At 73.6% G+C, this 26,108-nt stretch carries 26 protein-coding genes and 3 pseudogenes; 10 read left to right on the top strand and 19 right to left on the bottom strand.

Going from position 1 to position 26,108, the window contains the following annotated elements; genetic code table 11:
* Together AB0A69_RS14135 and AB0A69_RS14130 are read left to right on the top strand one after the other, a co-directional pair.
* Positions 1–246: pseudogene (locus tag AB0A69_RS14135) on the top strand (hypothetical protein); the annotation flags it as partial.
* A 192-nt stretch (positions 247–438) separates the two neighbouring features.
* Complete coding sequence (locus AB0A69_RS14130) at positions 439–1,110, top strand: class F sortase (protein ID WP_361420114.1); 672 nt, start codon at positions 439–441, stop codon at positions 1,108–1,110.
* A 58-nt stretch (positions 1,111–1,168) separates the two neighbouring features.
* On the opposite strand, the pseudogene AB0A69_RS14125 reads toward AB0A69_RS14130, so the two are convergent.
* Both AB0A69_RS14125 and AB0A69_RS14120 read right to left on the bottom strand, forming a co-directional pair.
* Positions 1,169–1,642: pseudogene (locus tag AB0A69_RS14125) on the bottom strand (transposase family protein).
* 39 nt (positions 1,643–1,681) lie between these two features.
* Entirely contained in the window at positions 1,682–2,893 is a 1,212-nt protein-coding gene (locus AB0A69_RS14120; RefSeq protein WP_361420111.1) for an FAD-dependent monooxygenase, read from the bottom strand.
* 86 nt (positions 2,894–2,979) lie between these two features.
* On the opposite strand from AB0A69_RS14120, the gene AB0A69_RS14115 reads away from it, so the two are divergent.
* Positions 2,980–3,540, top strand: coding sequence for a hypothetical protein (locus tag AB0A69_RS14115; RefSeq protein WP_361420108.1), 561 nt, complete (start codon positions 2,980–2,982; stop codon positions 3,538–3,540).
* A gap of 6 nt (positions 3,541–3,546) precedes the next feature.
* On the opposite strand, the gene AB0A69_RS14110 is transcribed toward AB0A69_RS14115, so the two are convergent.
* Both AB0A69_RS14110 and AB0A69_RS14105 read right to left on the bottom strand, forming a co-directional pair.
* Entirely contained in the window at positions 3,547–5,103 is a 1,557-nt protein-coding gene (locus AB0A69_RS14110; RefSeq protein WP_361420105.1) for an MFS transporter, read from the bottom strand.
* The gene (locus tag AB0A69_RS14105; protein ID WP_361420102.1) at positions 5,100–5,729 is read right to left on the bottom strand and encodes a TetR/AcrR family transcriptional regulator; all 630 of its coding nucleotides are present in this window, start codon (positions 5,727–5,729) and stop codon (positions 5,100–5,102) included. The genes AB0A69_RS14110 and AB0A69_RS14105 overlap by 4 nt, the downstream gene beginning before the upstream one ends.
* A gap of 115 nt (positions 5,730–5,844) precedes the next feature.
* Here AB0A69_RS14105 and AB0A69_RS14100 point away from each other — a divergent pair, with 115 nt between their 5' ends.
* Positions 5,845–6,885 (top strand): NUDIX domain-containing protein, encoded by a 1,041-nt coding sequence (locus AB0A69_RS14100; protein ID WP_361420099.1) that lies wholly within the window; start codon positions 5,845–5,847, stop codon positions 6,883–6,885.
* A gap of 200 nt (positions 6,886–7,085) precedes the next feature.
* On the opposite strand, the gene AB0A69_RS14095 is transcribed toward AB0A69_RS14100, so the two are convergent.
* On the bottom strand, positions 7,086–8,474 hold the full coding sequence (locus AB0A69_RS14095; RefSeq protein WP_361420096.1) for a dipeptidase: 1,389 nt from the start codon (positions 8,472–8,474) through the stop codon (positions 7,086–7,088).
* Positions 8,475–8,651: 177 nt separating this feature from the next.
* On the opposite strand from AB0A69_RS14095, the gene AB0A69_RS14090 reads away from it, so the two are divergent.
* Entirely contained in the window at positions 8,652–9,875 is a 1,224-nt protein-coding gene (locus tag AB0A69_RS14090; RefSeq protein ID WP_361420093.1) for a geranylgeranyl reductase family protein, read from the top strand.
* A 106-nt stretch (positions 9,876–9,981) separates the two neighbouring features.
* On the top strand, positions 9,982–10,722 hold the full coding sequence (locus AB0A69_RS14085; RefSeq protein ID WP_361420090.1) for an SDR family oxidoreductase: 741 nt from the start codon (positions 9,982–9,984) through the stop codon (positions 10,720–10,722).
* 374 nt (positions 10,723–11,096) lie between these two features.
* On the opposite strand, the pseudogene AB0A69_RS14080 reads toward AB0A69_RS14085, so the two are convergent.
* Positions 11,097–11,579, bottom strand: a pseudogene (locus AB0A69_RS14080) (BTAD domain-containing putative transcriptional regulator); the annotation flags it as partial.
* A 397-nt stretch (positions 11,580–11,976) separates the two neighbouring features.
* The gene (locus AB0A69_RS14075) at positions 11,977–12,453 is read right to left on the bottom strand and encodes an MMPL family transporter (RefSeq protein WP_361420784.1); all 477 of its coding nucleotides are present in this window, start codon (positions 12,451–12,453) and stop codon (positions 11,977–11,979) included.
* Between AB0A69_RS14075 and AB0A69_RS14070 the strand changes: the two genes are divergently transcribed.
* Complete coding sequence (locus AB0A69_RS14070) at positions 12,393–13,769, top strand: MMPL family transporter (RefSeq protein ID WP_361420087.1); 1,377 nt, start codon at positions 12,393–12,395, stop codon at positions 13,767–13,769. The genes AB0A69_RS14075 and AB0A69_RS14070 overlap by 61 nt on opposite strands.
* Before the next feature lie 22 nt (positions 13,770–13,791).
* On the opposite strand, the gene AB0A69_RS14065 is transcribed toward AB0A69_RS14070, so the two are convergent.
* Positions 13,792–14,046 (bottom strand): DUF6332 family protein, encoded by a 255-nt coding sequence (locus AB0A69_RS14065; protein ID WP_361420084.1) that lies wholly within the window; start codon positions 14,044–14,046, stop codon positions 13,792–13,794.
* A gap of 73 nt (positions 14,047–14,119) precedes the next feature.
* Positions 14,120–15,625 carry an MFS transporter gene (locus AB0A69_RS14060; protein WP_361420081.1) on the bottom strand — a complete coding sequence of 502 codons (1,506 nt, stop codon included), beginning with the start codon at positions 15,623–15,625 and terminating at the stop codon, positions 14,120–14,122.
* An 87-nt stretch (positions 15,626–15,712) separates the two neighbouring features.
* On the opposite strand from AB0A69_RS14060, the gene AB0A69_RS14055 reads away from it, so the two are divergent.
* Complete coding sequence (locus AB0A69_RS14055) at positions 15,713–16,144, top strand: MarR family transcriptional regulator (protein ID WP_361420078.1); 432 nt, start codon at positions 15,713–15,715, stop codon at positions 16,142–16,144.
* Positions 16,145–16,156: 12 nt separating this feature from the next.
* Here AB0A69_RS14055 and AB0A69_RS14050 read toward each other — a convergent pair whose 3' ends face one another.
* From AB0A69_RS14050 to AB0A69_RS14035, 4 genes are all read right to left on the bottom strand, one after another.
* Positions 16,157–16,903 carry a maleylpyruvate isomerase family mycothiol-dependent enzyme gene (locus tag AB0A69_RS14050; RefSeq protein WP_361420075.1) on the bottom strand — a complete coding sequence of 249 codons (747 nt, stop codon included), beginning with the start codon at positions 16,901–16,903 and terminating at the stop codon, positions 16,157–16,159.
* Positions 16,904–16,915: 12 nt separating this feature from the next.
* Complete coding sequence (locus tag AB0A69_RS14045; RefSeq protein WP_361420072.1) at positions 16,916–18,163, bottom strand: MFS transporter; 1,248 nt, start codon at positions 18,161–18,163, stop codon at positions 16,916–16,918.
* A gap of 141 nt (positions 18,164–18,304) precedes the next feature.
* A complete protein-coding gene (locus tag AB0A69_RS14040; protein ID WP_355360653.1) occupies positions 18,305–18,664 on the bottom strand; it encodes a hypothetical protein in 360 nt (119 codons plus the stop codon).
* 15 nt (positions 18,665–18,679) lie between these two features.
* Positions 18,680–19,339, bottom strand: a complete 660-nt coding sequence (locus AB0A69_RS14035; RefSeq protein ID WP_361420069.1) for an endonuclease — start codon at positions 19,337–19,339, stop codon at positions 18,680–18,682.
* 168 nt (positions 19,340–19,507) lie between these two features.
* On the opposite strand from AB0A69_RS14035, the gene AB0A69_RS14030 reads away from it, so the two are divergent.
* Positions 19,508–20,752: an ROK family protein gene (locus tag AB0A69_RS14030; protein WP_361420066.1), complete on the top strand. Its 1,245-nt coding sequence runs from the start codon at positions 19,508–19,510 to the stop codon at positions 20,750–20,752.
* A gap of 34 nt (positions 20,753–20,786) precedes the next feature.
* On the opposite strand, the gene AB0A69_RS14025 is transcribed toward AB0A69_RS14030, so the two are convergent.
* From AB0A69_RS14025 to AB0A69_RS14010, 4 genes are all read right to left on the bottom strand, one after another.
* Positions 20,787–21,371 (bottom strand): DUF4865 family protein, encoded by a 585-nt coding sequence (locus AB0A69_RS14025; protein WP_361420063.1) that lies wholly within the window; start codon positions 21,369–21,371, stop codon positions 20,787–20,789.
* A gap of 13 nt (positions 21,372–21,384) precedes the next feature.
* Positions 21,385–21,978 (bottom strand): TetR/AcrR family transcriptional regulator, encoded by a 594-nt coding sequence (locus tag AB0A69_RS14020; RefSeq protein WP_361420060.1) that lies wholly within the window; start codon positions 21,976–21,978, stop codon positions 21,385–21,387.
* Between the two features lie 90 nt (positions 21,979–22,068).
* Positions 22,069–22,617 (bottom strand): ATP-binding protein, encoded by a 549-nt coding sequence (locus tag AB0A69_RS14015; protein WP_361420057.1) that lies wholly within the window; start codon positions 22,615–22,617, stop codon positions 22,069–22,071.
* Between the two features lie 240 nt (positions 22,618–22,857).
* Entirely contained in the window at positions 22,858–23,238 is a 381-nt protein-coding gene (locus AB0A69_RS14010) for a hypothetical protein (RefSeq protein WP_361420054.1), read from the bottom strand.
* A 189-nt stretch (positions 23,239–23,427) separates the two neighbouring features.
* Between AB0A69_RS14010 and AB0A69_RS14005 the strand changes: the two genes are divergently transcribed.
* Positions 23,428–24,579 carry a PLP-dependent cysteine synthase family protein gene (locus AB0A69_RS14005; protein WP_361420051.1) on the top strand — a complete coding sequence of 384 codons (1,152 nt, stop codon included), beginning with the start codon at positions 23,428–23,430 and terminating at the stop codon, positions 24,577–24,579.
* A 28-nt stretch (positions 24,580–24,607) separates the two neighbouring features.
* Here AB0A69_RS14005 and AB0A69_RS14000 read toward each other — a convergent pair whose 3' ends face one another.
* A complete protein-coding gene (locus tag AB0A69_RS14000) occupies positions 24,608–25,051 on the bottom strand; it encodes an SRPBCC family protein (protein WP_361420048.1) in 444 nt (147 codons plus the stop codon).
* Between the two features lie 7 nt (positions 25,052–25,058).
* Positions 25,059–25,940, bottom strand: a complete 882-nt coding sequence (locus AB0A69_RS13995; RefSeq protein ID WP_361420045.1) for a DeoR/GlpR family DNA-binding transcription regulator — start codon at positions 25,938–25,940, stop codon at positions 25,059–25,061.
* Between the last annotated feature and the right edge of the window lie 168 nt (positions 25,941–26,108).

The following is a 26,108-nucleotide window of genomic DNA, read 5'->3' as shown; positions in this document are numbered from 1 at the left end:
GACGACTGGGACAAGGAGCACAAGTCGTCGAAGGAGGACGACGGCTCGAAGAAGGACGACGGCTCGAAGAAGGACCACGAGAAGAAGGACGAGCAGGACAAGCCGCGTGGTGGCGTGCACGCCGGCGGCGGGGGCCTTGCCTCCTCGGGCTCGATGGCGGCCGGAGGGCTGGTGCTTCTGGGCGGCCTGGGTGTCGGCGCCTACATGGTCCGGCGCCGGAGCGTGAGCGGCGGTGACGCGGCCTGAAGGTCGCGATAGCCGGAAGTGAAGACGTGGGACCGCGGCTGCCCTCGCACGCGGGCACTGCGGTCCCACGCTCGCGACACGGAAAGGCTCAGGCCTCGGATCGTGCGTCGAAGAAGGTGGCTGTCGGTGGTGAGGATCCGTCCAGCATCGGTACGAAAGGCATTGCGGGGCGTACAGGCGTCCCGCCGCGTCGTGCCGATGCTGCTGTGGCCGCTGGTACTCGTGGTGGTCGTGCTCAGCTGGGCCGAACCTGTGAGCGCGCCGTCCGTCCCCGCGCCGGTCCGCCAGGCGGCGGCACCTACCCAGCCACCCAGAGCGAGTGTCGGGAAACAGACCCCGCTGTCCTTGCCCCGCTCGGTACCGACACGGCTGCGGATCCCCGCGATCGGCGTTGACGCGCCATTCACCGACCTGTCCATCGAACCGTCAGGGCGACTGGAAGCACCACCGGACGACGATGTGAACCTGGTGGGCTGGTTCGCTGCCGGTGTCTCCCCTGGCCAGCTCGGCACCGCCATCGTCGCCGGACACCTCGACACCAAGACCTCCCCGGCTGTTTTCGCCCGGCTCAGCACAGTGCAGCCAGGCAACCGAGTCGCCATCAGCCGCAAAGATGGCACCACCGCGACCTTTGTCGTCGACACCATCGAGAGCTTCCCGCAGGACGACTTCCCTGACGAACGTGTCTACTCCGACACCGCCGACGCCCAGCTACGGCTGATCACCTGTGGGGGGAGTTACGACCATGAGAAGAAGCGGTACAGGGAGAACACCGTCGTCTTCGCCCACCTCGACGCGGTCACGCAATCGGCGAGAGACGGGCAAGGGCCCCGCAAGGGGCAGAGTTCGCCCGCTGCGTCCTAAAGCGCGTTGCAGAAGGCCGTGTTCGGGCAGGTCAGAGCGGAGTTTGTGGCGGGTCTGCTCATGCTGCGAGGGCGAGGTTGTGCATGTGGGCGACGGCTTGGACGGCGTGATGGAGCCCGTTGCCGCGCTGTCGGCAGTCGCGGAGGATCTTGCTAGTGCTTCATGCGGGCGAAGGCGTGCCCGACTCGGGCCCGGGCCCGTCGGTGCTCGGCGTTGTCCTCTTCCTCGCCTGGCAGGAGTGCCCGGCTGGGGCGTTTGCGCCAGGAGCGGCCGCAGCCGCTGGATGGCCCGGCACACCGTCGCCGGCGAGACACCGAACAGCGGCGCGAGCTGCCGCATGGTGAGGTTCGTGCGGTAGTACACCGCGACGAGCAGCACCCGGTCGGCCAACGGCAGGCACCACGGCCGGCCACCGCCAGGACCGTTCCCACCCCGTTCCCGGACCACCTTCAGCAGTCGCTCGAACTGCCGCGTCCGCAGCCCCCGTGAACGTCTCCACCCACAACGGCTCAGCCCTCAGCACCCCACCCATACAGGGAAAATGCCCGAAGACAGCCTTCTGCAACACGCTTTAGCGCGAGCGAGCGGCCTGCAAGGTGCCCGCGACCCTCGGCCCCAGCCATCGCTTGAGCCTGCGCAGCGCCTCCAGTCGCTCGGCCGCCCGGTCGAGCCGGTAGTACAGCTGGGGCGGGACGTGCGGGAGGAGCGGCGAGTGCCGCTGGCCCAGCAGCGCGAACATCTGCGGCGGCGTCAGGTTCACGTACCGCGTCAGGCTCTCGTACCACTGCGCGCTGTACCGGGCGGCGCTGCGGACGGGGAGGAGGGCCGCCTGCCGCTCCCGCTCGTAGCGGGCGAGGGCCGGTTGGAGCGCGGGTGACGCGTGCAGCGCTCCCGCCAGCGCCATCGCGTCCTCCAGCGCCAGCGTGGTGCCCGCGCCGATGGAGTAGTGCGTGGTGTGGGCGGCGTCGCCGACCAGGACGACGTTGTCGTGGTACCACGTCCGGTTCGTGACGGTGCGGAAGTTCAGCCACTGCGCGCTGCCGTCGGGGTGCGCCCGGCCGATCAGCCGGTGACCGTCCAGCGGTTTCGCGAACAGTTCCTCCAGCAGCGCCAGCCCCTCGGCGTGGCCCGCCCGGTCCAGGCCGAGGCCCCGCCAGGTCTCGGGCGAGCACTCGACGACGCAGGTGCTGCGGTCCTCGCCGTAGCCGTAGGCGTAGCACCAGATCCAGCCGTGCGCGGTCTCCACGAAGGTGAAGGTGAAGGCGTCGAAGACCTTGGTGGTGCCGAGCCAGACGTACATGTTGCGCCCCACGGCCACCTCGGTGCCGAAGTGGCCGGCGTGGCGGTCGCGCAGCGCGCTGCGCACGCCGTCGGCGGCGACGATCAGGTCGGCCTCGGGCAGCCCGTCCGCCCCGGCGTCCGTCACCCCGTGCCCGAACTCCAGCCGCACGCCCAGGTCCCGGGCGCGCTCGGCGAGCACGCCGAGCAGCCGGCGGCGGCCGATGCCGAAGCCCTCGTCGCCGTGGTGCGCCGTGGTCTCGTCGCGGATGTGCGCGACGCCGCCGCTCCAGCGGACCGAGTGCTCGGCGATGGCACGGGCGGACTCGGGGTCGTGCGCGTACAGCTTGTCGAGCAGCCCGGGCCAGTAGGTCACGCCCCAGCCGTACGTCGAGCCTGCCGAATTGCGTTCGTGGACGGTGATGTCATGGGACGCGTCGTGGCCTTTCATGAGGATGGCGAAGTAGAGACCGGCGGGCCCTCCGCCGACGCAGGCGATCTTCACGTGCGCTCCCGTCGAACCGCCCGTCGAAGGGCGAGCTACTCATGACACCAGGTGCCGATATCGCCACAGACAGTAACATTCGTGGCATGAGCGACCTGCAGACCTCCGCGCGTGGCTGGCACGCCGTCCAGCTCGCGGTCTTCGGATTCATCGGTATCTGCGGGGCGCTCAAGAGCGGCGGCGGTGGCGCGTCGGCGGCGCCGCGCGCCATCGAGGAGGCGGCGGGCGTCCTGGTCTTGGTGGCGCTCGCCGTGGCGTGCTGGGCGACCTGCCTGGTGGCTCGCGTGGCGTGGCCGCTGCCGGGCCCGCTGCCGGAGCCCGGGGTGACGCAGGGGGCCGCGGGACCGGACGGACCGGCGGCGCAGGCGCAGGAGCGGGCGGCTCGTCGGCTGCGCGCCGGGCTGACCCTCACCTTCGTGGCCGTCGTACTGGTCGCCACGGCAGCGGCCACCTCGTGGTGGCCCGCGCCCGCGCCCGCGGCACCGGCCGGGCAGCTGCTGCGGGTGACGACGCCGGCCGGGACCTTCTGCGGAACGCTGGCCTCCGGAAGCGGCGACGGCCGCGTCCGCGTCCAGACCCAGGGCCGGAGCATCGACATCCCGCTCGACAGCGTCGCGGAAATGAACCCCACGCCCAGCTGCCCGTAGGGCGGTTCACCGTCGCTCGGCGCCGCAGCCGACGCTCGCACCGCTGTCGGCACGGCTGTCGGTACGGCCCTCGGCGCGGCCGGCGGCACCGCTGTCGGTCCGGCCTCCGCGACTCGGCCCGTCGCTCCCGCTCGCGCTCCCGCTCGCGCTCCCGCTCGCGCTCCCGCGCGCGGGCAGCGCCGTCGCGCACAGCGCCCCGGCCGCGGCGACGGCCGCGAGGAACGCGAGCGTCACGCCGATCGCGGTGGTGAAGCCCTCGGCCGCCCACACCGACTGCGGCGCGCCGCCGCCGCCCTTGCCGCCCGGCGCGGTCAGGGCCATCACCGTGGTCGCCACGGCGACGCCGAGCGCGGGCCCGACGTTCATCGCCGTCTGCTGCAACCCGCCCGCCACCCCGGCGTACTCGACCGGTGCATGGCGTACGAGGACGCCGGTGGCGGTGACCATGACCGTGCCGAAGCCGGCGCCCAGGAGCAGGAAGCCGCCACCGGCCGCGTAACCGGATTCCGTTCCGCTGACGGCGAGCCAGGACAGCGCCAGGGCCCCGAGGGTGAGCAGCGCCATCGCCGACACGGTCGACCGGCGCGGCCCGAGGCGGCGCATCAGCCGGTCCGCGACCGCCGCGCTCAGGACCATCATCACGGCCAGGGGCAGTGCCGTGAGGCCGCTGCCCAGCGGGTCCATGGCCAGGACCTCCTGGAGGAGGTACGTGCCGACGAACAGCGCGCCGAACAGCGACGCCGACGCCGCCAGCAGGACGGCGAGCGCCGTGGCCACCGTCGCCGACCCGAGGACCTCCGGCGGCAGCAGCGGGTTCGCCGTACGCCGTTCGTGCACGAGGAACGCGCCGCCGCAGGCCGCCGCCGCGACGAACCCCAGTGCCGTCGTCGCCGTCCAGCCGGCCGCCGGGATGCCGACGAGGGTGTGCACCAGGCTCACCAGCGTGAGGGCCAGCAGGCACGCGCCGGGCAGATCGAGCCCCACCGCGCGCCGGGGCGCGTGCTCCGGCAGGCGCACCGTGAGCGCCGCCACGCCGATCGCGACCGCCGGGACGACGTTGAGGAGGAACACGGCCCGCCACCCGAACTGCGTGGTCAGCACCCCTCCTACCACCGGCCCCGCCGCGGCCGCCAGGCCGATCGCAGCCGTCCGCAGCGCGAGCGGCCGGCCGATCCGGTCGGGCGGGTAGGCCGCGCGCAGCATGCCCAGGGTGGCCGGTTGCAGCAGCGCGCCGAAGACGCCCTGGACGACCCGCAGGGCGATCACCCAGCGCACGCCGGGCGCGAGACCGATGCCCGCCGAGGCCGCGCCGAAGCCGAGGATCCCCACGGCGAAGAGCCGCCGGTGGCCGTACCGGTCGCCGAGCCGTCCGGCGAACACCAGCAGGCTCGCCACGGCGATGAGGTAGCCGGTGCTGGTCCACTGCACCTCGGTGAAGGAGGCGTGCAGGTCGCGCCCCATGGTGGGCTGGGCGACGGTCAGCACGGTTCCGTCCAGGGCGACGATCGCCGCCCCGGCGACGCTGCCCGTGAGGATCAGCCGTTGCGGGCGTCGCGCGTTCACCGGCCCTCCGGCCCCGTCATCGGTGCCGTTTCCGGTCCCGGCTCCGTGCCCAGATGCGCGTCGAGCGCGGCGCGCAGCAGCGGCTCCACGTCGTCGCAGCCGGTCGCGAGGGGCAGGCTGCCCCAGCGCCACAACTGCGCGATGCCGTGCAGGTTCGCCCACAGCGCGCCCGCGACGACCGTCGGCGCCGGTTCCTTCCGGGGGTGTGCGCGGCCGACCAGGTCCACGAGTACGTCGAAGAGGGGGAGCGTCGTCTCGCGCAGACCCAGCTCGCCGCTCTCCAGCAGGTCGTGGCGGAACATCAGCTCGAACATGCCGGGGTGGGTCCGCGCGAAGTCCAGGTACACGCGCCCCAGGGCCAGGAGCCGCTCCCGAGGCGCGGCAGCCGCCGCCCCGTCGGCGCTGAGGGTCGCCCCCACCTTCTCGGCCAGTTCGGCGAAGCCCTCCTGGGCGATGGCCGAGAGCAGGGCCAGGTGGGTCGGGAAGTAGCGGCGCGGTGCGCCGTGCGACACCCCCGCCCGCCGGGCGATCTCACGCAGCGTCAGGGAGGGGATCCCCTCCCTGTTCAGCAGGTCGACGCCGGTCTCGATCAAGCGGGCCCGCAGCCCTGAGGTCGTCTCCGTCATAGACGATGTCTACCAGACCGGCGTAGACACTGTCTACGCCGGTCTGTCCGCCCGCGGGTTTCCATGGCAGTGTGGTGCGGGCAAAGCCACTGGGGGCTACGGAGGAGGGGGAGCCGTGATCGTCTGGATCAACGGTGCGTTCAGTGCGGGCAAGACCAGTACCGCGCGCGAACTGATCGATCTGATCCCGAACAGCACCTTGTACGACCCCGAGGTCATCGGCGGGGCGCTGGGCCGGCTGCTGCCGCAGAAGCGTCTCGCGGAGGTGACCGACTACCAGGACCTGCCCATGTGGCGGCGGCTGGTCGTCGACGCCGCGGCCGCGCTGCTCGCGGAGGTCGGCGGGGTGCTGGTGGTACCCATGACCCTGCTGCGACAGGAGTACCGCGACGAGATCTTCGGCGGGCTCGCCTCCCGTCGTATCGCCGTACACCACGTCGTACTGACACAGGACGAAACGATCCTGCGCAGGCGTATCGCCGAGCGCCGGGAGTTCGACGGCGACCCGGACGGCAACGAGCGCGTACGGCAGTGGGCGTACGCCCATATCGAGCCCTACCGCTCCGCACTCGGCGGCTGGCTGGGCTCGGACGCGTACGCCGTCGACAACAGCAGCCTCACTCCGTACGAGACGGCCGCGGCGATCGCCGAGGCGGTGCGCGGGGAGGCGGTCGGCGCGTGCGAGATCGTGCAGACGCCGGAGCCGACCGGGGAGACGCTCGCGGCCGGGGTACTGCTCTTCGACGAACAGGACCGCGTGCTGCTCGTCGACCCCACCTACAAGCCCGGCTGGGAGTTCCCCGGCGGGGTCGTGGAGCCGGGCGAGCCCCCGGCCCGGGCCGGCATGCGGGAGGTCACCGAGGAGATAGGGCTCGAACTCGACGCCGTACCGAAACTGCTGCTCGTCGACTGGGAACCGCCCCGCCCGCCCGGCTACGGCGGCCTGCGCCTCCTCTTCGACGGCGGCCGCCTCACCGGGGCCCAGGCCGCCGGCGTCCTGCTGCCCGGAGCCGAGCTGCGCGGCTGGCGCTTCGTCACCGAGGAGGAGGCCTCGGACCTGCTGCCCCCGGTCCGGTACGAACGCCTCCGCTGGGCCCTGCGCGCCCGCGAACGCGGCACCGTGCTGAACCTCGAGGCGGGCATCCCGGTGGGCTGAGCGGCGGACCCGGACGGGCGGGCGGGCGCTGCTTCGCCGGTACGGCTCAGGCCGTCCAGGCCGCCGCGCACGGCACCGCCGCCGTGGCGCGGCGATGGACCGCGGTCGAGCCGGGCGTACGGCCCGGCGTGTGCACGATCCGGGCCCGCGCCCCGGCCTTCCGCGGTGCGCGGATTCCGCTCGCGGCCGACCGGGCCGGCTCAGCCGCGTCGGGAGCGGGCGTAGTTGACCAGGAAGCACGCCTCCGCGACCGACATCCGCTCCAGCTCCTCGGGCGACACGCTCTCGTTCACCGCGTGGATCTGCGCCTCCGGCTCGCTCAACCCGATGAGCAGGATCTCCGCCTCCGGGTAGAGCGCGGCCAGCGTGTTGCACAGCGGGATGGAGCCGCCCATGCCCGCCGCCTGCATCTCCTGACCCGGGTAGGCCGCCCGCAGCGCCTCCGCCATGGAGGTGTACGCCGGGCTCGTGATGTCCGCCTGGAACGGCTGCCCCTGCCCCACCTGCTCCACCGACACCCGCGCCCCCCACGGCGTGTGCGCCTCCACGTGCGCCGCCAGCAGCTTCGTCGCCTCCGCGGCGTCCTGGCCCGGCGGCACCCGCAGGCTGATCTGCGCCCGCGCGGAGGCGTGCACGGACGGCGTGGCCCCGACCACGGGCGGGCAGTCGATGCCCATGACCGTCACGGCCGGGCGCGCCCACAGGCGGTCGCCGACCGCGTCGTGACCGATCAGGTCCACCCCGTCGAGCACCTTCGCGTCCTTGCGGAAGTCCTCCTCCGGGTACCGGAGCCCCTCCCACCGGCCGTCCGCCGCCAGCCCGTCCACCGTCGTCGAACCGTCCTCGGCGCGCAGCGAGTCCAGGACGCGGATGAGGGCGGCCAGCGCGTCCGGCGCGGCCCCGCCGAACAGCCCCGAGTGCAGGTTGCCCTCCAGCGTGTCCACCTGGACGCGCAGCATCGTCATCCCGCGCAGCGACGCCGTCACGGTGGGCAGACCGGCGCGGAAGTTCCCCGCGTCACCGATCACGATCGCGTCCGCCGCCAGCAGCTCCGGGTGCTCCTCGGCGTACCGCTCCAGGCCCCCCGTGCCCTGCTCCTCCGAGCCCTCGACGACGACCTTGACGCCGACCGGTATCCCGCCGTTCGCCTTGAGGGCGCGCAGCGCGAGCAGGTGCATGATCACGCCGCCCTTGCAGTCCGCGGCGCCGCGGCCGTACCAGCGGCCGTCCTCGCGCTCGGTCAGCTCGAACGGCGGAGTGACCCAGCCGGCCAGGTCCAGCGGCGGCTGCACGTCGTAGTGCGCGTACAGCAGGACCGTCGGCGCGCCCGCCGGACCGGGCAGGTACCCGTACACCGCCTGCGAACCGTCCGGGGTGTCCAGGACGGCCACGTCCCGGAAGTCCTCCGCGCGCAGGGCGTCCGCCACCCAGGCCGCCGCGGCCTCGCACTCGCTCGGCGGGAACTGCGCCGGGTCCGCCACCGACTGGAACGCCACCAGCTCCGCGAGCTCCGCCTTGGCGCGGGGCATGAGGGAGGCGACGGTCTCGGCGATCGGCGCGGCGGTCGGGTCGGTGGTGCTGGCGGACATGGGCACGCTCCTGGTAGGTGCGACGTTGGACTGACGGTGGTGACCGTTGCATGTACGGGCGAACGCACGACCGATCCTCCCACAGGGGGTGGCGTGGGCCCGAGCCGTAGGATGCGATCGAGATCATGGGCACGGGCCGGGATCGGCCGGACGTCGGGACAGGAGCAGAAGCACATCGTGAGCAGCGAGAACGCAGACGCCGGTAACGAGCACTCCGCGCCGGTGTGGGATGTCGTCGTGGTCGGGGCGGGGCCGGCCGGGGCCTCCGCGGCCTATGCGGCGGCCGTCGCGGGCCGCCGGGTGCTGCTCCTGGAGAAGGCGGAGCTGCCCCGCTACAAGACGTGCGGCGGCGGCATCATCGGCCCCTCGCGCGACGCGCTGCCACCCGGCTTCGAGCTGCCGCTCCAGGACCGGGTGCACGCCGTGTCGTTCTCGATGAACGGCCGTTTCACGCGGACGCGCCGCTCCAGGCGCATGCTGTTCGGGCTGGTCAACCGCCCGGAGTTCGACGCCGCGCTCGTCGAGCACGCCCAGAAGGCGGGCGCCGAGCTGCGTACGGGTGCCACGGTTTCGCGCGTCGAGCAGCACGGCACCGCCGTGCCGGACCGGCGCACGGTCGCCGTTGTCCTGGCCGACGGCGAGGTCGTGCTCGCGCGGGCGGTCGTCGGAGCGGACGGCAGCGCCAGCCGCATAGGAGCCCACGTGGGCGTGAAGCTCGACCAGGTCGACCTGGGGCTGGAGGCCGAGATCCCGGTGCCGCCGACGGTCGCGGAGGACTGGGCGGGGCGGGTGCTCATCGACTGGGGTCCGATGCCCGGCAGCTACGGCTGGGTGTTCCCCAAGGGCGACACCCTCACGGTGGGTGTGATCTCGGCGCGCGGCGAGGGCGGCGCGACCAAGCGGTACCTGGAGGACTTCATCGCCCGCCTCGGGCTCGCCGGCTTCGAACCGGCCCTCTCCTCGGGCCACCTGACCCGCTGCCGCAGCGACGACTCGCCGCTGTCGCGGGGCCGGGTGCTCGTGTGCGGCGACGCGGCCGGGCTGCTGGAGCCGTGGACCCGCGAGGGCATCTCGTACGCGCTGCGCTCCGGGCGGCTCGCGGGGGAGTGGGCGGTGCGGATCGCCGAGTCCCACGACGCGGTGGACGCGCGGCGGCAGGCGCTGAACTACGCGTTCGCCATCAAGTCGGGCCTCGGCGTGGAGATGGCGGTCGGCCGGCGGATGCTGACGCTGTTCGAGCGCCGCCCCGGTCTGCTGCACGCGGCGATCACCGGCTTCCGTCCGGCGTGGCACGCCTTCGCGGACATCACCCGCGGTGTGACGACGCTGGCCGGCATCATCCGCTCCCACGGGGTGGCGCGCCGCGCCCTGGACGCCCTGGACCGCCGCATCGAGGGGTGACGGGACGGGAGCTGACGGGACGGGGGCTGACGCGACGGGGCTGTCGCGTGGGCTCCGTTCTCGCGACGGGCGGGGCGCGACGGCCGCCGTGACATGATCCGTCGGCATGAGGCTCGAACAAGCGGATGCGCGCGTCGCCCTGGTCACCGGGTCCACGTCGGGCATCGGTCAGGCCATCGCGCGGCGGCTGGCCATGGACGGGATGCGGGTCGTCGTGCACTCGCGACACAGCGCGGAGGCCGGGGAGGCGCTGGCAGCGGAGCTCGGCGGGACGTACGTACAGGCGGACCTGGCGGTGGAGGAGGAGGCCCGGGGGCTGGTCGAGGCGGCGCTCGGCCGGTACGGGCGGCTGGACGTCCTCGTGAACAACGCGGGCATCAGCCGGCGGATCCCGCACGACGACCTCGCCGCGGCGACACCGGCCGACTGGCGGCACCTGCTGGAGGTCAACCTGATCGCGCCCTGGGTGCTGTGCACGGCGGCACTTCCGGCGCTGCGCAGGTCTCCCGGGGGAGGCAGCATCGTGAACATCACCAGCCACGCCGGGGTGCGCCCCAAGGGCGCGTCGGTGCCGTACGCGGCGAGCAAGGCCGCGCTCAACCACGTGACCCGGCTGCTCGCGGCCGCGCTCGGCCCCGAGGTGCGGGTCAACGCGGTCGCGCCGGGGCTGGTGGACACGCCGATGACGAAGGACTGGGCGCAGGCGCACGAACTGTGGCGGGAGCGCGCGCCCATGCGCCGCCCGGCGCGGCCCGCCGACGTGGCCGAGCTGGTGGCGTCGCTGATCGCCGGCTCGTACCTGACGGGCGAGGTGATCGTTCTCGACGGCGGGCTGAACCTGACCTGACCCCGTCCGCCCCACAGGGGGGCGTGTCCGGTCGCGCTCGTGGGCGCGAGAGTCTTCCCGGCCTTCCCGACGAAGGCCATCGCTACGCCCGCGCGCACCGCGCGGCGCGTCCGGAGCGGCGAGACCCCGGCCGGTCGGGCCTCCGCCCCACGCCGGGCCCAGCCCGCCGTGCCTACGCGGCCGCCGCGTCGCCGGAGCGACGCGTGCCGCCGGAGCCCGTGCCGCCGGCCGGCAGGAGCGCCGGGTCCTGGCGCAGGATCCGCTGGTGCAGATCGCGCAGCGCCGGGCCCGGGTCCGCGCCGATGGACTCGGCGATGCCGCCGCGCGTCCTCGTACGCGAGGAGTGCGTCGGTGGAGCGCCCGGCGCGGTAGAGGGCCAGCATCAGCAGGGTGGTCAGCCCCTCCCGCAGGGGGTGCGCCGCGACCTGGCGGACCAGCTCGTGGACGCACTCGTACGCGCGCCCCCGCTCGATCTCGGACTCCAGCCGCGCCTCCAGCACCAGCAGCCGCTTCTCCGCCCAGCGCCGCCGCTCGGCCTCCAGATACGGACCCGACAACCTCTCGGCGTACTCGCCGCGCCACACCCCCTCGGCCCGCCCCACGAGTGCGTCCGCACGCCCCCGGTCCCCGGCTTCCCGTGCCGCGATCGCCGCGTCGACCAGGGCGCGCCGCTCCGCCACGTCGTCGATCCGCGCGCCGCTGAGCCGGTACCCGCTCCCGGTCCAGGTGAGCTCCGGCCCACCGGCCCCGCCCCCGAGGGCGCGCCGCAGCCCGGAGACGTACTTCTGCACCAGGTTCCGTACGTGTGCGGGGCCTTCGGCGCCCCACACGGCCTCGACGAGCGCCCCGTACGACATCGCCCTGCCGTCCTGGCGGAGCAGCACGGCGAGCACGGACCGCTGCTTCGGCGGGCCCAGCGCACTATGAAGGAACAACCCCCGCACCCCTCGGGCCCCCTGACACGCCTCGGCCGTCTCGCCGTACGCCGCAGCCGCGCCGTCCTGTTCGCCGCCGTCCTCCTCTTCGCCGGTCTCGCCGCCTACGGCGCGGGTGCCCAGGCCGACCTCCAACTGGCCCGCTGGGACGCGCCCGGCACCGAGTCCGTCGCCGCCGCCGGGATCCTGCGCGCGGAGTTCGCCACCGGCAATCCCAACCTCGCCCTCCTCGTCACCGCCCGCGGTGGCGATGTCGACGCGCCCGCGGCCGTCGGCGAGGCCCGCGCGCTCGCCGCCGAGATCGCCCGCCACCCGATGGTCACGGACGTCGACTCGTACTGGGACGGCCGGCGGTGGCGCGGACGGCGTCCTGCTGGTCGCGTCCGGCGGCGCGCTCCTCGCGGTAGCGGTTGATGACGAAGAGGCCGTAGTCGATGCCGAGGCCGAGCCCGAGGACCAGCGCGATGTTGGCGGCGAAGGTGGAGACGGGCGTGACCTGTGCCAGGGCGCGCAGCCCGGCGAGCGTGCCGACGACCGACAGCAGGCCGACCGCGACCGTGGCCAGGGCGGCGGCGGTGCGCCGGTAGACCAGGACGAGGAGGAGCAGGACGGCGGGCAGGACGAGCGCCTCGGCGGTGAGGACGTCCCGCCGGGCCTGCTCGCCGACCTGCCGGGAGATCTCCTCCTGGCCGCCGACCTGCACGGTGAGGTTCGGGGTGGTGCGGGCCAGGCGGGGTGAGAGGGTGGCGAGTTCGGCGCGGGTGGCGGTGGCGCTGCCTTCGAGGCGGGCGAGGATCAGCGCGCTGCCGCCGTCTTCGGCGCGCAGGGCGGGGCTGCCCCGCGGGCCGCACGGTCATCTTCAGCGGCGTCACCGTCGCGGTCTCGCTCTCCGCGCTGCTGGTCTTCCCCTTCTTCTTCCTCTCCTCCTTCGCGTACGCCGGCGTCCTCGTCGTCCTGACGGCGGTGGCCGGAGTGGTCGTCGTCCTGCCCGCCGCCCTGGCCCGCTGGGGCCACCGCATGGAGCGCCCGCCGTCCGCCCGGACGGGGCTCTGGCACCGCGTCGCCCTGCGCGCCATGCGCAAGCCCGTCCTGAGCGGTGCCGCCGTCCTCGGCGTCCTCCTCCTCGCCGCCTCCCCGGTCCTCGGCCTGTGCTTCGGCCAGCCGGACGAGCGCACGCTGCCCGAGGGGACGCCGTCCCGTACGACCTCCGAGGCGATCCACCGCACGTACGCCGCCGAGCCCACCGACGTCCTCCAGGTCGTCGTGGACGGCCCGGCCACGCCCGCGGAGCTCACCGTGTACGCCGCCGAACTCGCCCGCGTCCCCGGCGTCTTCCAGGTCGACCCGCCGGAGCACGCCCCGAACGGCGGGGCCGTACGGATCGGCGTCGTCCCCACCCAGGAGGCCATGTACGGCGACGTCCCGGCGCTCGTGGAGCGGGTGCGGGCGGTGGCTGGACCGCCCGGTGTGCTCGTCGGCGGCTACCCGGCCGAGACGACCGACTTCCGCACCACCCTCCTGGACAGGCTGCCCGTCGTCATCGCGCTGATCCTCGTCGCGACCTTCGTGATCCTCTTCCTCATGACCGGCAGCCTGCTGCTGCCCGCCAAGGCCACGGTGCTGAACCTGCTCAGCCTGTCGGTGATGTCCGGCTGCCTGGTGTACGTCTTCCAGGACGGCCACTTCGCCGACCTGCTCGGCTTCACCCCGACCGGTTCGATCGAGCCGAGCATTCCGGTGCTGATGTTCTGCGTCGTGTACGGGCTGTCCATGGACTACGAGGTGCTCATGCCGGCCCGGATCAAGGAGGAGTACGAGCGCACCGGCGACACCGAGCGCGCGGTGGTCGCGGGCATCCGGCGCAGCGCCCCGCTGATCACGGCGGCCGCGGGCATCCTGGCGCTGAGCTTCGCGGCGTACGCGACCGGAGGTGTCGTCTTCCTCAAGGAGCTGGGCGTCGGCACGGCGCTGGCGATCCTGGTGGACGCGACCCTGATCCGGGTGGTGCTGCTACCGGTCTCCATGCGCCTGGCGGGCCGCGCTAACCGGTGGGCACCGGCTCCGCTGCGCCGACTGCACCGCCGCGCCGGCCTGAGCGAGGCCGTCGCGTGACGGTGTGACGCGGCGTACCGGCCTACGCCTCCGGGCCGCTCGGCCGCCCGCCGCCGAACCGCCACAGCACGTGTACGACGCGGGCCACGAACCCCAGGCAGGCGGTGCCGGCGGCCGCGACCAGCACCGAGCGCTCGGCGCCGCCGTCCAGGTCGAAGGCGATCACCGGGGCCGCCACCAGGCAGAAGAGCCCTGCCGCGACGAAGACGCCGGTCAGCAGGGCGTAGCCGATCTCGACGGTCATGGCGTCGCGTTGTGCCTGCGTCCTGGTCCCCATGACCGGCAGTCTCACAAGCGCGCGGCCGGTGGGCAAGAGGATTGCCCACCGGCCGCGCGCCCCTGTCGTGGCGTCAGTTCCGTACGGCGGCGGTTTCCGCGGCCTCCACCGCTTCCGGGCTCGCCGGCGTCGCCGACTTGGCGATCACGACCGACGGCTGCGGCGTACGACCGCGGCGCAGACCGGTCAGGGTGATGAGCAGGCCCACGGCCGCGATGGCGGTGACCACCACCAGTCCGGGCCGGAAGCTGTCGAGAACCGCCTGCCGGGAGCCGCCCTCGGCGCCGCCGGCCGTGATCACGGCCGTCACCACGGCGAGGAAGACGGCGCCGCCCACCTGGACGGAGGTGTTCAGCAGACCGGAGACCATGCCCTGCTCGTCGTCGTCCACGCCGTTCGTCGCCTGGATGTTGAGCGACGGGAAGGTCAGCGCGCACGCCGCGCCCAGCAGCAGCATCGACGGCAGGACGACGGCCGCGTACCGGGGGGTGAGGTCGACCTGGAGGAAGATGGCGTACGAGGCGACGAGCAGCGCGAAGCCGGTCGCGATCACCCGCGGCGTACCGAACCGGTCCACCACGTCACCGACCTTGGTGGAGGAGAGCGCCACCAGCAGGCCGGCCGGCAGGAAGGCGAGCGCGGTCTGCAGCGCGCTCCAGCCGAGCAGCCCCTGCATGTATTGCGTCACGATGAACTGGAAGGCGACGTACGAGCCGAAGAACGTGGCCGCGCCGAGCTGGGCCCGCAGCTGCGAGCCGGAGCGCAGCACGCCGAGCCGCAGCAGCGGGCTCGCGGTGCGCCGCTCGATGGCCACGAAGGCGGCGAGCAGGACGGCGGCCGCCAGGAACGACAGCAGCGTGCGGGCGGACGCCCAGCCCGCCTCGGGCGCCTCGACGACGGTGAAGACCAGGAGCAGCATCGCGGCCGTGCCGGTGACGGCGCCCGGCAGGTCGTAGCCGCCGCGGGTGTCCTCGCGGTCGCTGTGCGGGATCATCCGCAGGCCGACGACGAGGGCGACGAGGGCGATCGGCGCGGGCAGCAGCATCGTCCAGCGCCAGCTCAGCTCGGTGAGCAGGCCCGACAGCACCAGGCCCATGGAGAAACCGGTGGCGGCGCAGGTCGTGTAGATGGACAGGGCCCGGTTGCGCTGCGGCCCCTCCTTGAAGGTGGTGGTGATGATCGAGAGTCCGGCGGGCGCGGTGAACGCGGCGCTGAGGCCCTTGATGAAGCGGCTGGCGATCAGCAGCGGGCCGGAGTCGACGAGACCGCCGAGCAGCGAGGCGAGCGCGAAGACGGCCAGCGCTATCAGGAAGACGCGGCGGCGACCGAGGAGGTCGGCGGCCCGGCCGCCCAGGAGGAGCAGGCCTCCGTAGCCGAGGATGTAGCCGCTGACGATCCACTGCAGGGTGGCGGTGGACAGGCCCAGGTCGGCGCCGATCGACGGCAGGGCGACGCCGACCATGGAGACGTCGAGGGCGTCGAGGAACATCGCGGCGCAGAGCACCAGCAGGGTGCCCCACAGCCGCGGGGTCCAGCGCTCCTGAGGCGCGGGGGACGAAGCGGTGAGCGGAGAGGTCATGCGGAGCACAGTTCCATGCGCTTGCATTGAATGCAAGTGCATTTAATTCCGTTGCAACGAAAGGTGACCTCTTGCTAACGTGGGCCCATGGCTGCGACGAACTCCGAGCGCGCGCTCGTGGAGCAGTGGCACGGCGTGCGTGCCCTGCACGCCCGTACCACGTGCGAGCTCGACCGCGAGCTGCACCCCTACGGCCTCGGCGCCAGCGACTTCGAGGTTCTCGACGCCCTGGCCGACGCCGCGGCCGAGGGGGCCGGCTCCTCCTACCGCGTTCAGGAGCTCGCGTCCCGCGTGCACCTCAGCCAGAGCGCGCTGTCCCGGCTCGTCGCCCGCCTGGAGAAGGAGGGCCTCGTCACGCGCGGCATGTGCAGCCAGGACCGGCGCGGAGTCGAGGTCGCCCTGACGGACCTGGGCCGCGCCCGGCACGCCGAGGTGCTGCCCCTGCAGCGTGCGGTGCTCGGCCGGGCGCTGGCCGCGGGGCAGCCCGGTGCCTCCGAGGGGCCCGCCTGCCGGGCCTGAGCGCTCCGGCCGTCAGACGACGGCGGAGGTCTCCCGCCACAGCCGCGCCAGGCGCTCGTCGCCCGTGACGGTCACGGCGCTCTGCGGCAGCCGGTTCCACAGGGTCAGGTACAGCCGCTCCGCCGGGCCGCTCAGCTCGCAGTCGGCCGCGCCCCCGTCGTCGCCCCGCGTCGCCCGCGACGGCTGCGCCGACAGGCGTACGGTCCACACATCGCCGGTGTCCGTCGCCCGTACGCGCAGGACGGCCGGTTCCGGTGTACGCACCCGGCTCTTCTCCCGCGCGTGGAAGCCGCACAGCAGCTCGTCGATCCCGTCGGCGGCGAACACCGGGTCCACCGGGCCGGGCGCCGCGTCGCCGAGCGCCGCCTGGACGTCCACCCGGTGGACGGCCGTCTCGTGCGCCTGGCGCCGCGACCAGAAGCCGCGCGCCGAGGACGCCCCGGGCAGGAAGGTCCAGCACTCCAGGGAGTCGGGCGCGTCCGACAGCGCCCGCACGAGGAGCCCGTGGCCCTCGCGGAACCACGCCACGAGCTCCTCGCCGTCCAGGTCGGGCTCATCGCCCATGGGCTGGAAGGCGGTGTGCCCCTCCACGACGAACGCGGTGGCCCAGCGGTGCACCACGCCGGTGTGCCGCAGCGCGTCCCGTACGCGCCATCCGGGACAGGGCGGCACGGGCGCGTCGGGGCCCGCCTTCTCGGCGGCCTCGGCCATCAACCGGCCGTCGCGGGCCAGGGTTTCGAGGTACTCGGTGATCTCCATGCGGGGATTGTGTCAGCGACCACGAACGCCCGGCCCGGGAGTTTCCCGCGCCGACGCGTCGCGCACCGCGTACCCGATCAGCGCCGCCCCGGCGGCCAGCATCGCCACCGTCGTCAGCGCGAGCGGCAGCGAGAACCAGTCGGCCAGGAACCCGATCGCCGGCGGCCCCAGCAGCATGCCGCCGTAACCGAGCGTGGACGCGGCGGCCACGCCGCCGGCGCCGGCCAGCGCGCCCGCGCGCGCCACCGCGACGGGGAAGATGTTCGCCAGGCCGAGCCCCGTGACCGCGAAGCCCAGCAGCGCGAGCCACACCGTCGGCGCGAGCGCGCCCAGCAGCATCCCGGCTGCTGCGGCCGCCCCGCCCGCCACCAGCGTCCGGGTCTGGCCGAGCCGCTGCAGCAGGGCCGTACCGGAGAGGCGCCCGGCGGTCATGGCGAGCGCGAAGAGGGAGTATCCGGCGGCCGCCGCGCCCGGATGGGCGTGCAGGTCCTGCTCCAGGTGGAGCGCGCTCCAGTCGGCCATCGCGCCCTCCCCGTACGCCGTGCACAGCGCGATCAGCCCGAAGACCGTGACCAGGCCGCGTGTCCGGCCGTCCATGCGCCGTGGTGCGGGCCCGTCGGCGGGCAGCGCCTCCGCCGGTGCGGGGCACGGGTGGCGCAACAGCACGGAACCGGCCGCGGCGGTCACCAGGAGCCCGATGGCCGTGAGGGCCAGCAGGTGCGTGCGCGGCGCGAGGCCACCCGCGACGAGCCCGCCGAGCCCGGCGCCGAGCATGCCGCCGAGGCTGAAGGCGGCGTGGAAGCTCGGCATCACCGGGCGGCGCAGCGCGGCGACCAGCTCGACGGCGGCGCTGTTCATCGCCACGTTGATGCCGCCGTACGCGGTGCCGAAGACCAGCAGCACCAGGCCGAGGGCGAGCGCCGAGTGGGTCAGCGGCGGCAGCGCGATGCTCAGCGAAAGCAGGACACCGGCCGCGACCGTGACGGGGTGGGCGCCGAAGCGGCGGCACAGCCGGCCGGTGAGGGTCATGGTCAGGACGGCGCCGGCCGACACGCCCAGCAGGGCGAGCCCGAGGTCGCTCGGGGAGGAGCCGGTCTGCTCCTTGATCGCGGGGATGCGGACCACCCAGCCGGCGAAGAGGAAGCCGTCGAGGGCGAAGAACAAGGTCAGGGCGGTGCGGAGGCGGATCAGGGAGCGTGCGGCGGTGTCTCCGCCTGATTCCCCCGGAACGGCCGTCCGTAGTTTGTTTAGGTGCGGCACAAAGTGAGCATAGGGGCCGCCCGGACCGGCGTACAACCATGCCGGTCCGGGCGGCTCGCGCCGCGGCGTCGTTCCGCGGCCTCAGCGTCGTTCCGCGACCTCAGGGTCGGTTCCGCGGCCTTCAGGGTCGGTTTCACGGCCTCAGGGCCGTTCCATGTTCCCCTTCGGCTTGCCGGACTGGAACGGCGTGCCGTGCGGCGGCGGGTGGATCGGCTGCGGCGAGCCCGAGGGCGAGACCGGCGAGCCGGCCTGGGCCTTGCCCGGATGTTCGGGCTGGAACGCGCCCGGATCACCGCCGGACGGGGTCGCCCCCTGCTCCAGCTGGTGCTTGCGGGCTGTCAGGACCTGGACGACCATGGGGCGGTCGGCGTGCGCGTGCTCGTAGTGCACCAGCTGGTCGATCTGCTCGCCGCTGAGCGCCCGGATGCGGTGCTCCAGTGCTCCGACGGGCAACTGGTCGTAGTCGGGCAGCGGAAGTTCGCCGCGGTCGGCGGTGCTCATCCGGACCTCCCTAGGTCAGGTCTCGTTGACTGTCTCGCGGACGCCCTCGACGACGTCCTTGTCCAGCGCGGCGCGCACCAGCGCGGCGGCGAAAGCCGGCAGATCCGCCTCTCCGACCAGGCCGGCCAGCTCCTCGCGGTCCGCCGGCAGGCCCAGCCGCTTCGCGCCGTCCAGCGTCCTGCCGTCCAGGTAGGGCGCCACTTCCGGCCAGACGCCCTGCACCTCCCGCAGGAAGATGTCCGCCCCCGCCGGGCCGATGCCCGGCGCCTCCTGCAGCAGCGCGCGCAACCGGTCCAGGTCGCCGCCCGCCTTCTCGCGCATCCGGCGCAGATCACCGCCGTACGCGTCGAGGACGAGCTCGGCGACCTGCCCCAGCTGGGTGGCCGTCCGCTCGTCGTACCGGCGGTAGCCGCCTTCTCCGAGCGCGTCCACCCGCTGCTGCCAGGTGGCGTCGCGCATGTGCCGCGCGTCCTTCATCCCGGCGGCGAACAGGGCGCGAGCCGCCGCGACCGCGATGTCGGCGCGGATGCGGGCACTCAGCAGATGGGCCAGCACCAGCAGCCGGTACAGCGGCTGCGGGGTGTCCTTCAGGTGGATCCCGGCCTCCTCCGCGTACGTGCGCGCCCGCTCGTCGAGCAGCGCCCGTACCACCGCCTTGGTGTCGGAGCGTGACATGGGACCTCCCGCCTCGCGCCGCCCGCGCAGCGTGCGTCAGCCACCCGCAGTACCCGTCCACGACCGGCCGAAACAGTGCGCGGAACCGTGCGGGCGGCGGTGTGCGGACCGGCACTGGACAAGACCGGGCCGACCGTCCGCATGCTGGATCATGGGAGACTCGCCCCCATGAACGGCAAGGCGACCATGACCCGATCACGGCTGGACAGGGGCCGCAGCGCACTCGGCCCCGCGCTCGAACTGGTGCACACCGGTCGGGCGCCCACCCGCGCCGTGCTCACCGCCGAGCTCGGCGTCACCCGGGCCACCGCCGGCGCCGTCGCCGCCGAACTCGAAGCGCTCGGGCTGATCCGCGTCGACTCCCGCCCCGGCGCGGCCGCCGGCTCCCAGGGCCGTCCCTCGCACCGGCTCATCGTCGACGAGAACGGCCCCGTCGCCCTCGCCGCGCAGGTCCACGCCGACGGCTTCCGCGCCGCGCTCGTGGGCCTCGGCGGCCGCATCGTGGCCACCGCCCCCGGCTGCGTGACCGTCACGGCCGATCCGGCCCAGGTGCTCGCGGCCGTCGTCGAGGAGGGCGCCCGGCTGCTGCGCGAGAGCGGGCGCCGCTGCGTGGGCGCCGGGCTCGCCGTCCCGTCCGCGGTCGCCGAACCGGAAGGGACCGCCCTCAACCCGCTGCACGTCGCCTGGCCGGCCGGGGCACCCGTCCGCGACATCTTCGCCGCACAGGTGCGCGAGGCGGGCATCGAGGGCCCCGCCTTCGCCGGCAACGACGTCAACCTGGCCGCCCTCGCCGAACACCGCCACGGTGCGGGCCGCGGCGCCCAGCACCTGCTCTGCGTCGCCACCGGCCACCGCGGCGTCGGCGGGGCCCTGGTCCTGGACGGGCGCCTGCACACGGGCAGTTCGGGCCTCGCCCTGGAGGTCGGTCACCTCACCGTCCACCCCGAGGGCGGGCGCCCCTGCCACTGCGGCAGCCGCGGCTGCCTCGACGTCGAGACCGATCCGCTCGCCTTCCTCACCGCCGCACGGCGCGACCCGGGACCCGAGGTGTCCCTGCTCCAGCAGGCCCGCGACCTGCTCCGTACGGAGGGCGGCGACCCGGCCGTACGGGCCGCCACCGAGGAGCTCATCGACCGCCTCGGCCTCGGCCTGGCCGGCCTGGTCAACATCCTCAACCCCGACCGGATCATCCTCGGCGGGCTCCACCGCGAGCTCCTCGCGGCCGACCCGGAACGGCTCCGCGCGGTGGTCGCCGACCGCAGCCTGTGGGGCCGCAGCGGCGTGGTGCCCATCCTGGGCTGCACCCTGGACCACAACAGCCTGGTGGGAGCGGCGGAGTTGGCGTGGCAGCCGGTCCTCGACGACCCGCTCGCCACGCTCGGCCGCCCCGCGGCGGCGGTGGAGGCTCCCTAAGACGTCCTCGGGGAACCGCCGCCGCGCGGCGCCCTCACCACTGCCGTCCCCGGCGCAGCCGGTGCCGTTCCGGTGCCGACAGGTGCAGGACGCGGTACACGTCGCCGTCCGTCGGCTGTGGCGCGTCCCCGGCCCAGAACGTGACGTGGAGCAGCTCCCAGTGGTGCGGGTCCACGGCGAGGGCGGCGGCCACCGCGCCCTGCGTGCGGGCGTGTGACCGGTGCTCCTCCAGGGCCCGGGCCACGGTGTCGGCGGGGCTCTCGCGCTCGTCCGTACGCACCCGGCGGCGCGTCAGGGAACGCGGTGCCGACGAGGCGGCGGGCCCCTCCTCGTACGAAAGGCCCGTCCAGTGCTGCACCCGCGGGCGGCCGAAGTCCCGGACGATGCCCTGGAAACCGGGGCCCCAGAGGAAGGCGTTCATGCCCTCGGGCGCCGTCCACAGGTAGAAGGGGGCGTACTGGTTCACGGGGGAGCCGTCGGCGCGCTCCCGTATCAGGTAGGCCTTCAGGCCCAGCCCGGGGAAGTCGTCGAGGAGGTGCCCCTTCGTCGCGACCCGTCGGCGGATGATGTCCATGTCGTAGTCGGCGGGCAGGGTGATCTCGTACTGCATGGCATGCACGGTGCGGGTCTCCTCAGGCGGCGGTACGGGCGCTGCGGGCGGCGGTGAGCAGCGTGAGCAGGCCGTTCACGGCGGTGTCGAAGGGGGCGGGGGAGCCTGACGCGCGGGCCAGTACGTAGCCGCCCTGGACGGTCGCCACGATGGCCGCCGCCGTGTCCCGCGGGTCCAGCGGCCCGGTGAACTCCCCGCTGTCGAGCCCCTCCTGGACGATCCCGGCGAGCCGGTCGCACAGCCAGGCCAGGGTCTCCTCGACCGGTGCGCGCAGCTCCTCGTCGGCGATGACGTCCGGATCCATCGTCAGCCGTCCGACCGGGCAGCCGCGCAGGACGTCGCGCTCCCGCCGCAGATAGGCCTCGATCCGCGCGTACGCCGATCCGCCGCCGCCCAGGGCCGACTCGGCGGCGGCGCGCATCTCCCCGGCGGTACGGCGGATGGCCGCGAGCGCCAGGGCGGGCTTCCCGGTGAAGTGGTGGTACATGCTGCCCTGGCCCGCCTCCGCCCGCTGCTGGATGGCCTTGGGGCTCGTGCCGACGTAACCCCGCTCCCACAGCAGGTCCCGCGTCGCCTCGATCAGCCGGTCGTGAGTGCTCATGATCGTACTGTACATAACAGTAGGTACAGACGCGAGCGTATGCCTGTACGGCGACGAGGGGGCCCTCGCCGCCGTACAGGCATGCACCGGCCGGGTGTCGCCCCGTCAGCCCGCCACGGCGGGCGACCGGTCGGCCGGGGGGCGTTCGCGCACGGCCTCGACCGTTTCGAAGGGGACCGGTTCCGTGAACGGCGCGCCGCCGGCCGCCCCGTACACCGGGAGCGAAGGGATCGGCGGCAGGGGAGTGGCCGAGGGCGCCGGAAGGGTGAACCAGACGACTTTGCCGGAGTCGCCCTGCGGCCGCGCGCCCCAGCTCTCGCTGAACGCCTCTATCAGGGCCAGCCCGCGCCCCGAAGTCGGGAGCGGGTCGGCGGGGTTGAGAGTCAGGACCGTCGGGAGGCGGGGGTCGTGGTCATGGACCGAGACCGTCAGCCGGTCGAGCAGCAGCTCGAGCTCGACGGTGCACACCTTGTCCGGTTGGGCGTGCTGGTGGACGTTGGTCAGCAGCTCGGTGACACCGAGTGCGGCTTTCTCGATCAGACTGTCGAGATTCCAGTAGCGCAGTTGCGCCGACACGATTCTGCGGACCTGTCCGATCCGCGACGGCAGGGCTTGGAGCTCTACCGTGCACTGCCTGCTTGCCTGGCTGATCACGGCTGCGACTCCCCGAAATGAGGTCCGGAAGAAGACGGAGATCGGATCCAGTAGATGGCTGGCTGTTCGGTCCGGCGGGCTGGATCGCAGCGTCACCGCCGGTGCACCCTGAGTAGTGATGTCAAACCAGCGTGAACCAGCGGTGACCGTTGTGCAACTCGCGGCCACCGATCACGGTTCGGTTCCTGCAACGTCCTTGGCTCAATCGCCCGCTCAACGGCCGGCTCGGTCCCCGGCTCGTTACCCGGCGCGGTCCTTTGCCCGGTCCTTGGCACGGCCCTCGGCACGGCCCTCGGCTCGGTCCTTCGCCGTGCCCGCCGTGCGGACCGCCTCCAGGAAGCACCCGGCCATATTCGTGGGCCCGCCCGGGCCGCGGCCGCGCCGTCCCATCGTCAGCCGGTAGCGGTGGCCGTTGAGCGTCGCCACGGTCGCGTCACCGCGCCCCGCGAACCACGGCCTGCCCGCCCGGACCGCGCGCACCGGCGCACTGTCGATCACCCGCCCGCAGCTGGTGAGCAGCGCCAGCCTGCCGTCCTCGATCAGGACCTCGCCCGCCGTCGTCAGCGAACGCGGCCACCGCTCGATCCGTACGCCCGTGGCACTGAAATCAGGCCCAGCCATGACTGTCCCGCCCCCTTCGTGCGGCTTGTCGGTCCGGTCAGTCTGCACAAGTACCCGCGTGTACACCAGGGCGCGTCGGCCGGCGGTTCCCCAAGCCGGTCCTATGGAGCATCAAAGTGAACGTTTGCGCAGGTGAGGGGGGTATGTTCACAGAGAGACGGCAGTGGAGACAGTTGAGGAGCGCAACGCGTGGGCACTGGTGAGCAGGCCGGGACGACAGGGGCCGCCGGGACGAACCGACCGGCGCCCACCATCGACGTGGACCGGAGTGACCCGGACTACCGCGCATGGCTCAAGGACGCCGTACGCAAGGTCCAGGCCGACGCCACCCGGTCCGCCGACACGCATCTGCTGCGCTTCCCGCTGCCCGAGCGCTGGGGGATCGACCTCTACCTGAAGGACGAGTCCACCCACCCCACCGGCAGCCTCAAGCACCGCCTGGCGCGTTCGCTCTTCCTCTACGGGCTGTGCAACGGCTGGATCCGCCCCGACAAGCCCCTCATCGAGGCGTCCAGCGGCTCGACGGCCGTCTCCGAGGCGTACTTCGCGAGCCTCGTCGGCGTGCCGTTCATCGCCGTCATGCCGCGCACCACCAGCCCCGAGAAGATCCGGCTCATCGAATTCCAGGGCGCCCAGTGCCACTTCGTCGACGACTCGCGCATGATGTACGAGGAGGCGGCGGCCCTCGCCGCCCGGACCGGCGGCCACTACATGGACCAGTTCACGTACGCGGAGCGCGCCACCGACTGGCGCGGCAACAACAACATCGCGGAGTCGATCTACCAGCAGCTGCGCCTGGAGCGCTATCCGGAACCGGCGTGGATCGTCGCCACGGCGGGCACGGGCGGCACGTCGGCGACCATCGCCCGCTACGTGCGCTACATGCAGTACGACACCCGCATCTGCGTCCCCGACCCGGAGAACTCCTGCTTCTTCGAAGGGTGGACCACCGGCAACGCGCAGGCCGCCAGTGACTGCGGCTCCCGCATCGAGGGCATCGGCCGCCCCCGGATGGAGCCGAGCTTCGTCCCCGGCGCCATCGACCGGATGATGAAGGTGCCGGACGCGGCGAGCGTCGCCGCCGTACGGGCACTGGAGAACGCCATCGGCCGCAAGGCGGGCGGCTCCACCGGAACGGGCCTCTGGAGCGCGTTGAAGATCGTCGCCGAGATGGTGGCGCAAGGCCGCACCGGCAGCGTCGTCACGCTCATCTGCGACCCCGGCGAGCGCTATCTGGACAAGTACTACTCCGACGACTGGCTGGCCGAACAGGGCCTGGACATCGCCCCGTACAGCGCCGCCATCGACGAGTTCCTGCGCAGCGGATCCTGGCCCGAGTAGACGCCGAAGGGCCCTGGGCACCGTCCGCTCAGCGGGCTTCGAGCAGCCCGGCCAGGGTGCGTCCGAAGACCAGCCGCCCGGCGCGCGCCAGCAGCCCGTCGCAGGCGCGCGGCAGGCCCCGTACGCGCAGCTCCTCGGTCCAGGTCACACGCGTGCGGCCGTCCGTGGTCGCGTGGACGGCGATCTCCGCCCACCCGGTGACCACCCGTCCGCGCTTCTCCAGGCGGCACACGCCCACCGTCCGGCCGGGGGCCGGAGGCTCCCAGCGCACGACCTCCATCGGGTCGTCGAAGCCGAACCGTCCGATCCCGGTACGCGCGTTGATCCGGCCGCCCCTCCGCGTCGGCCCGTCCGGCACCGGGGCCACCCGGGTCAACGGCACGCGGGCTCCGTGCGCCGGCCAGTCCGTCACCCGCCGCCACGCCTCGGCGGCGTCCAGCGGCGCCCATCGCTCGATCCGGAAAACGGCCACCCTCGGATCAGTCCTCGTCGGGGACGGCGCCCGTGTCCGCGCCCCTGTCCGGGCCGGTGTCGCCGGTGTCCCCGCCCGCCACGATCAGGCCCGGCAGGTGTTCCGCCATCTCCGCCCGCGCCTCGGCCGACAGGCCCGCGTCCGTCACCAGATGGTCGACCTCGTCCAGGCGCGCGAAGGAACTCAACCCCACCGTGCCCCACTTGGTGTGGTCGGCGACCACCACCACCCGCCGTGCGGAACGGACGAGACGACGGTTGGTCTCCGCCTCCGCGAGGTTCGGCGTGGACAGGCCCCCCTCCACCGAGATGCCGTGCACCCCGAGGAACAGCACGTCGAAGTGGAGCGAACGGATGGCCTGATCGGCCACCGGCCCGACCAGCGAGTCCGACGGCGTACGGACCCCGCCGGTGAGCACCACCGTCGCCGCGCCCGGCCGGGGCGCTCCGGCGCCCGACGCCGTGCCCTGCGCCGCGTGGAACACGTCCGCCACCCGCACCGAGTTGGTCACCACCGTCAGGTCCGGCACCTCCAGCAGGTGCTGCGCCAGCACGTACGTCGTGGTCCCGCCCGACAGGGCGATCGCGCTGCCCGGCGCCACCATCGCGGCGGCCGCCCGCGCGATGTCCTCCTTCGCGCTCCGCTCCAGCGCCGACTTGGCCTCGAAGCCCGGCTCGTGCGTGCTGGCCTCGGCCACCGGCACCGCCCCGCCGTGCACCTTCGCGACGACGCCCTGACGGGCCAGCGCGTCCAGATCGCGGCGGACCGTCATGTCCGACACGTTGAGCCTGCGGGTGAGTTCGTTGACCCGCACACCGCCGCGCCGCCGCACCTCGTCCAGGATCAAGGCGCGCCGCTGCTCCGCGAGGAGGTTCTGGTTGTCGCTCACCGCAGGGGCCGGTCCTTCCACGTCGTCGACACGCTCGCCAGGGATCCCTCATCCTGCCACGCGCCGCGCGGCGCGGTACGGCGGGGAGATTGCGTGAATGAGCCGTACACATCGCCGCGCCCATGGACGATTCTTGTCAAGCGCCCCCACTCAGCCCCCGTCCCGTGC

Origin of the sequence: Streptomyces sp. NPDC045431 (genome assembly GCF_040646655.1) — a bacterium.
Lineage (GTDB): Bacteria > Actinomycetota > Actinomycetes > Streptomycetales > Streptomycetaceae > Streptomyces.
This window is presented reverse-complemented; position numbering and strand designations above follow the sequence as displayed.

What these genes read in the sequence shown, in the direction of transcription:
- AB0A69_RS14115 (WP_361420108.1), top strand. Translation starts at nt 2,980, where the DNA reads ATGAGCGACCTGCAGACCTCCGCGCGTGGCTGGCACGCCGTCCAGCTC.
- AB0A69_RS14085 (WP_361420090.1), top strand. Translation starts at nt 9,982, where the DNA reads ATGAGGCTCGAACAAGCGGATGCGCGCGTCGCCCTGGTCACCGGGTCC.
- AB0A69_RS14030 (WP_361420066.1), top strand. Translation starts at nt 19,508, where the DNA reads ATGAACGGCAAGGCGACCATGACCCGATCACGGCTGGACAGGGGCCGC.
- AB0A69_RS14010 (WP_361420054.1), bottom strand. Translation starts at nt 23,238, where the DNA reads ATGGCTGGGCCTGATTTCAGTGCCACGGGCGTACGGATCGAGCGGTGG.
- AB0A69_RS14055 (WP_361420078.1), top strand. Translation starts at nt 15,713, where the DNA reads ATGGCTGCGACGAACTCCGAGCGCGCGCTCGTGGAGCAGTGGCACGGC.
- AB0A69_RS14035 (WP_361420069.1), bottom strand. Translation starts at nt 19,339, where the DNA reads ATGTCACGCTCCGACACCAAGGCGGTGGTACGGGCGCTGCTCGACGAG.
- AB0A69_RS14065 (WP_361420084.1), bottom strand. Translation starts at nt 14,046, where the DNA reads ATGGGGACCAGGACGCAGGCACAACGCGACGCCATGACCGTCGAGATC.
- AB0A69_RS14060 (WP_361420081.1), bottom strand. Translation starts at nt 15,625, where the DNA reads ATGACCTCTCCGCTCACCGCTTCGTCCCCCGCGCCTCAGGAGCGCTGG.
- AB0A69_RS14040 (WP_355360653.1), bottom strand. Translation starts at nt 18,664, where the DNA reads ATGAGCACCGCCGACCGCGGCGAACTTCCGCTGCCCGACTACGACCAG.
- AB0A69_RS14105 (WP_361420102.1), bottom strand. Translation starts at nt 5,729, where the DNA reads ATGACGGAGACGACCTCAGGGCTGCGGGCCCGCTTGATCGAGACCGGC.
- AB0A69_RS14020 (WP_361420060.1), bottom strand. Translation starts at nt 21,978, where the DNA reads ATGTACAGTACGATCATGAGCACTCACGACCGGCTGATCGAGGCGACG.
- AB0A69_RS14095 (WP_361420096.1), bottom strand. Translation starts at nt 8,474, where the DNA reads ATGTCCGCCAGCACCACCGACCCGACCGCCGCGCCGATCGCCGAGACC.
- AB0A69_RS14050 (WP_361420075.1), bottom strand. Translation starts at nt 16,903, where the DNA reads ATGGAGATCACCGAGTACCTCGAAACCCTGGCCCGCGACGGCCGGTTG.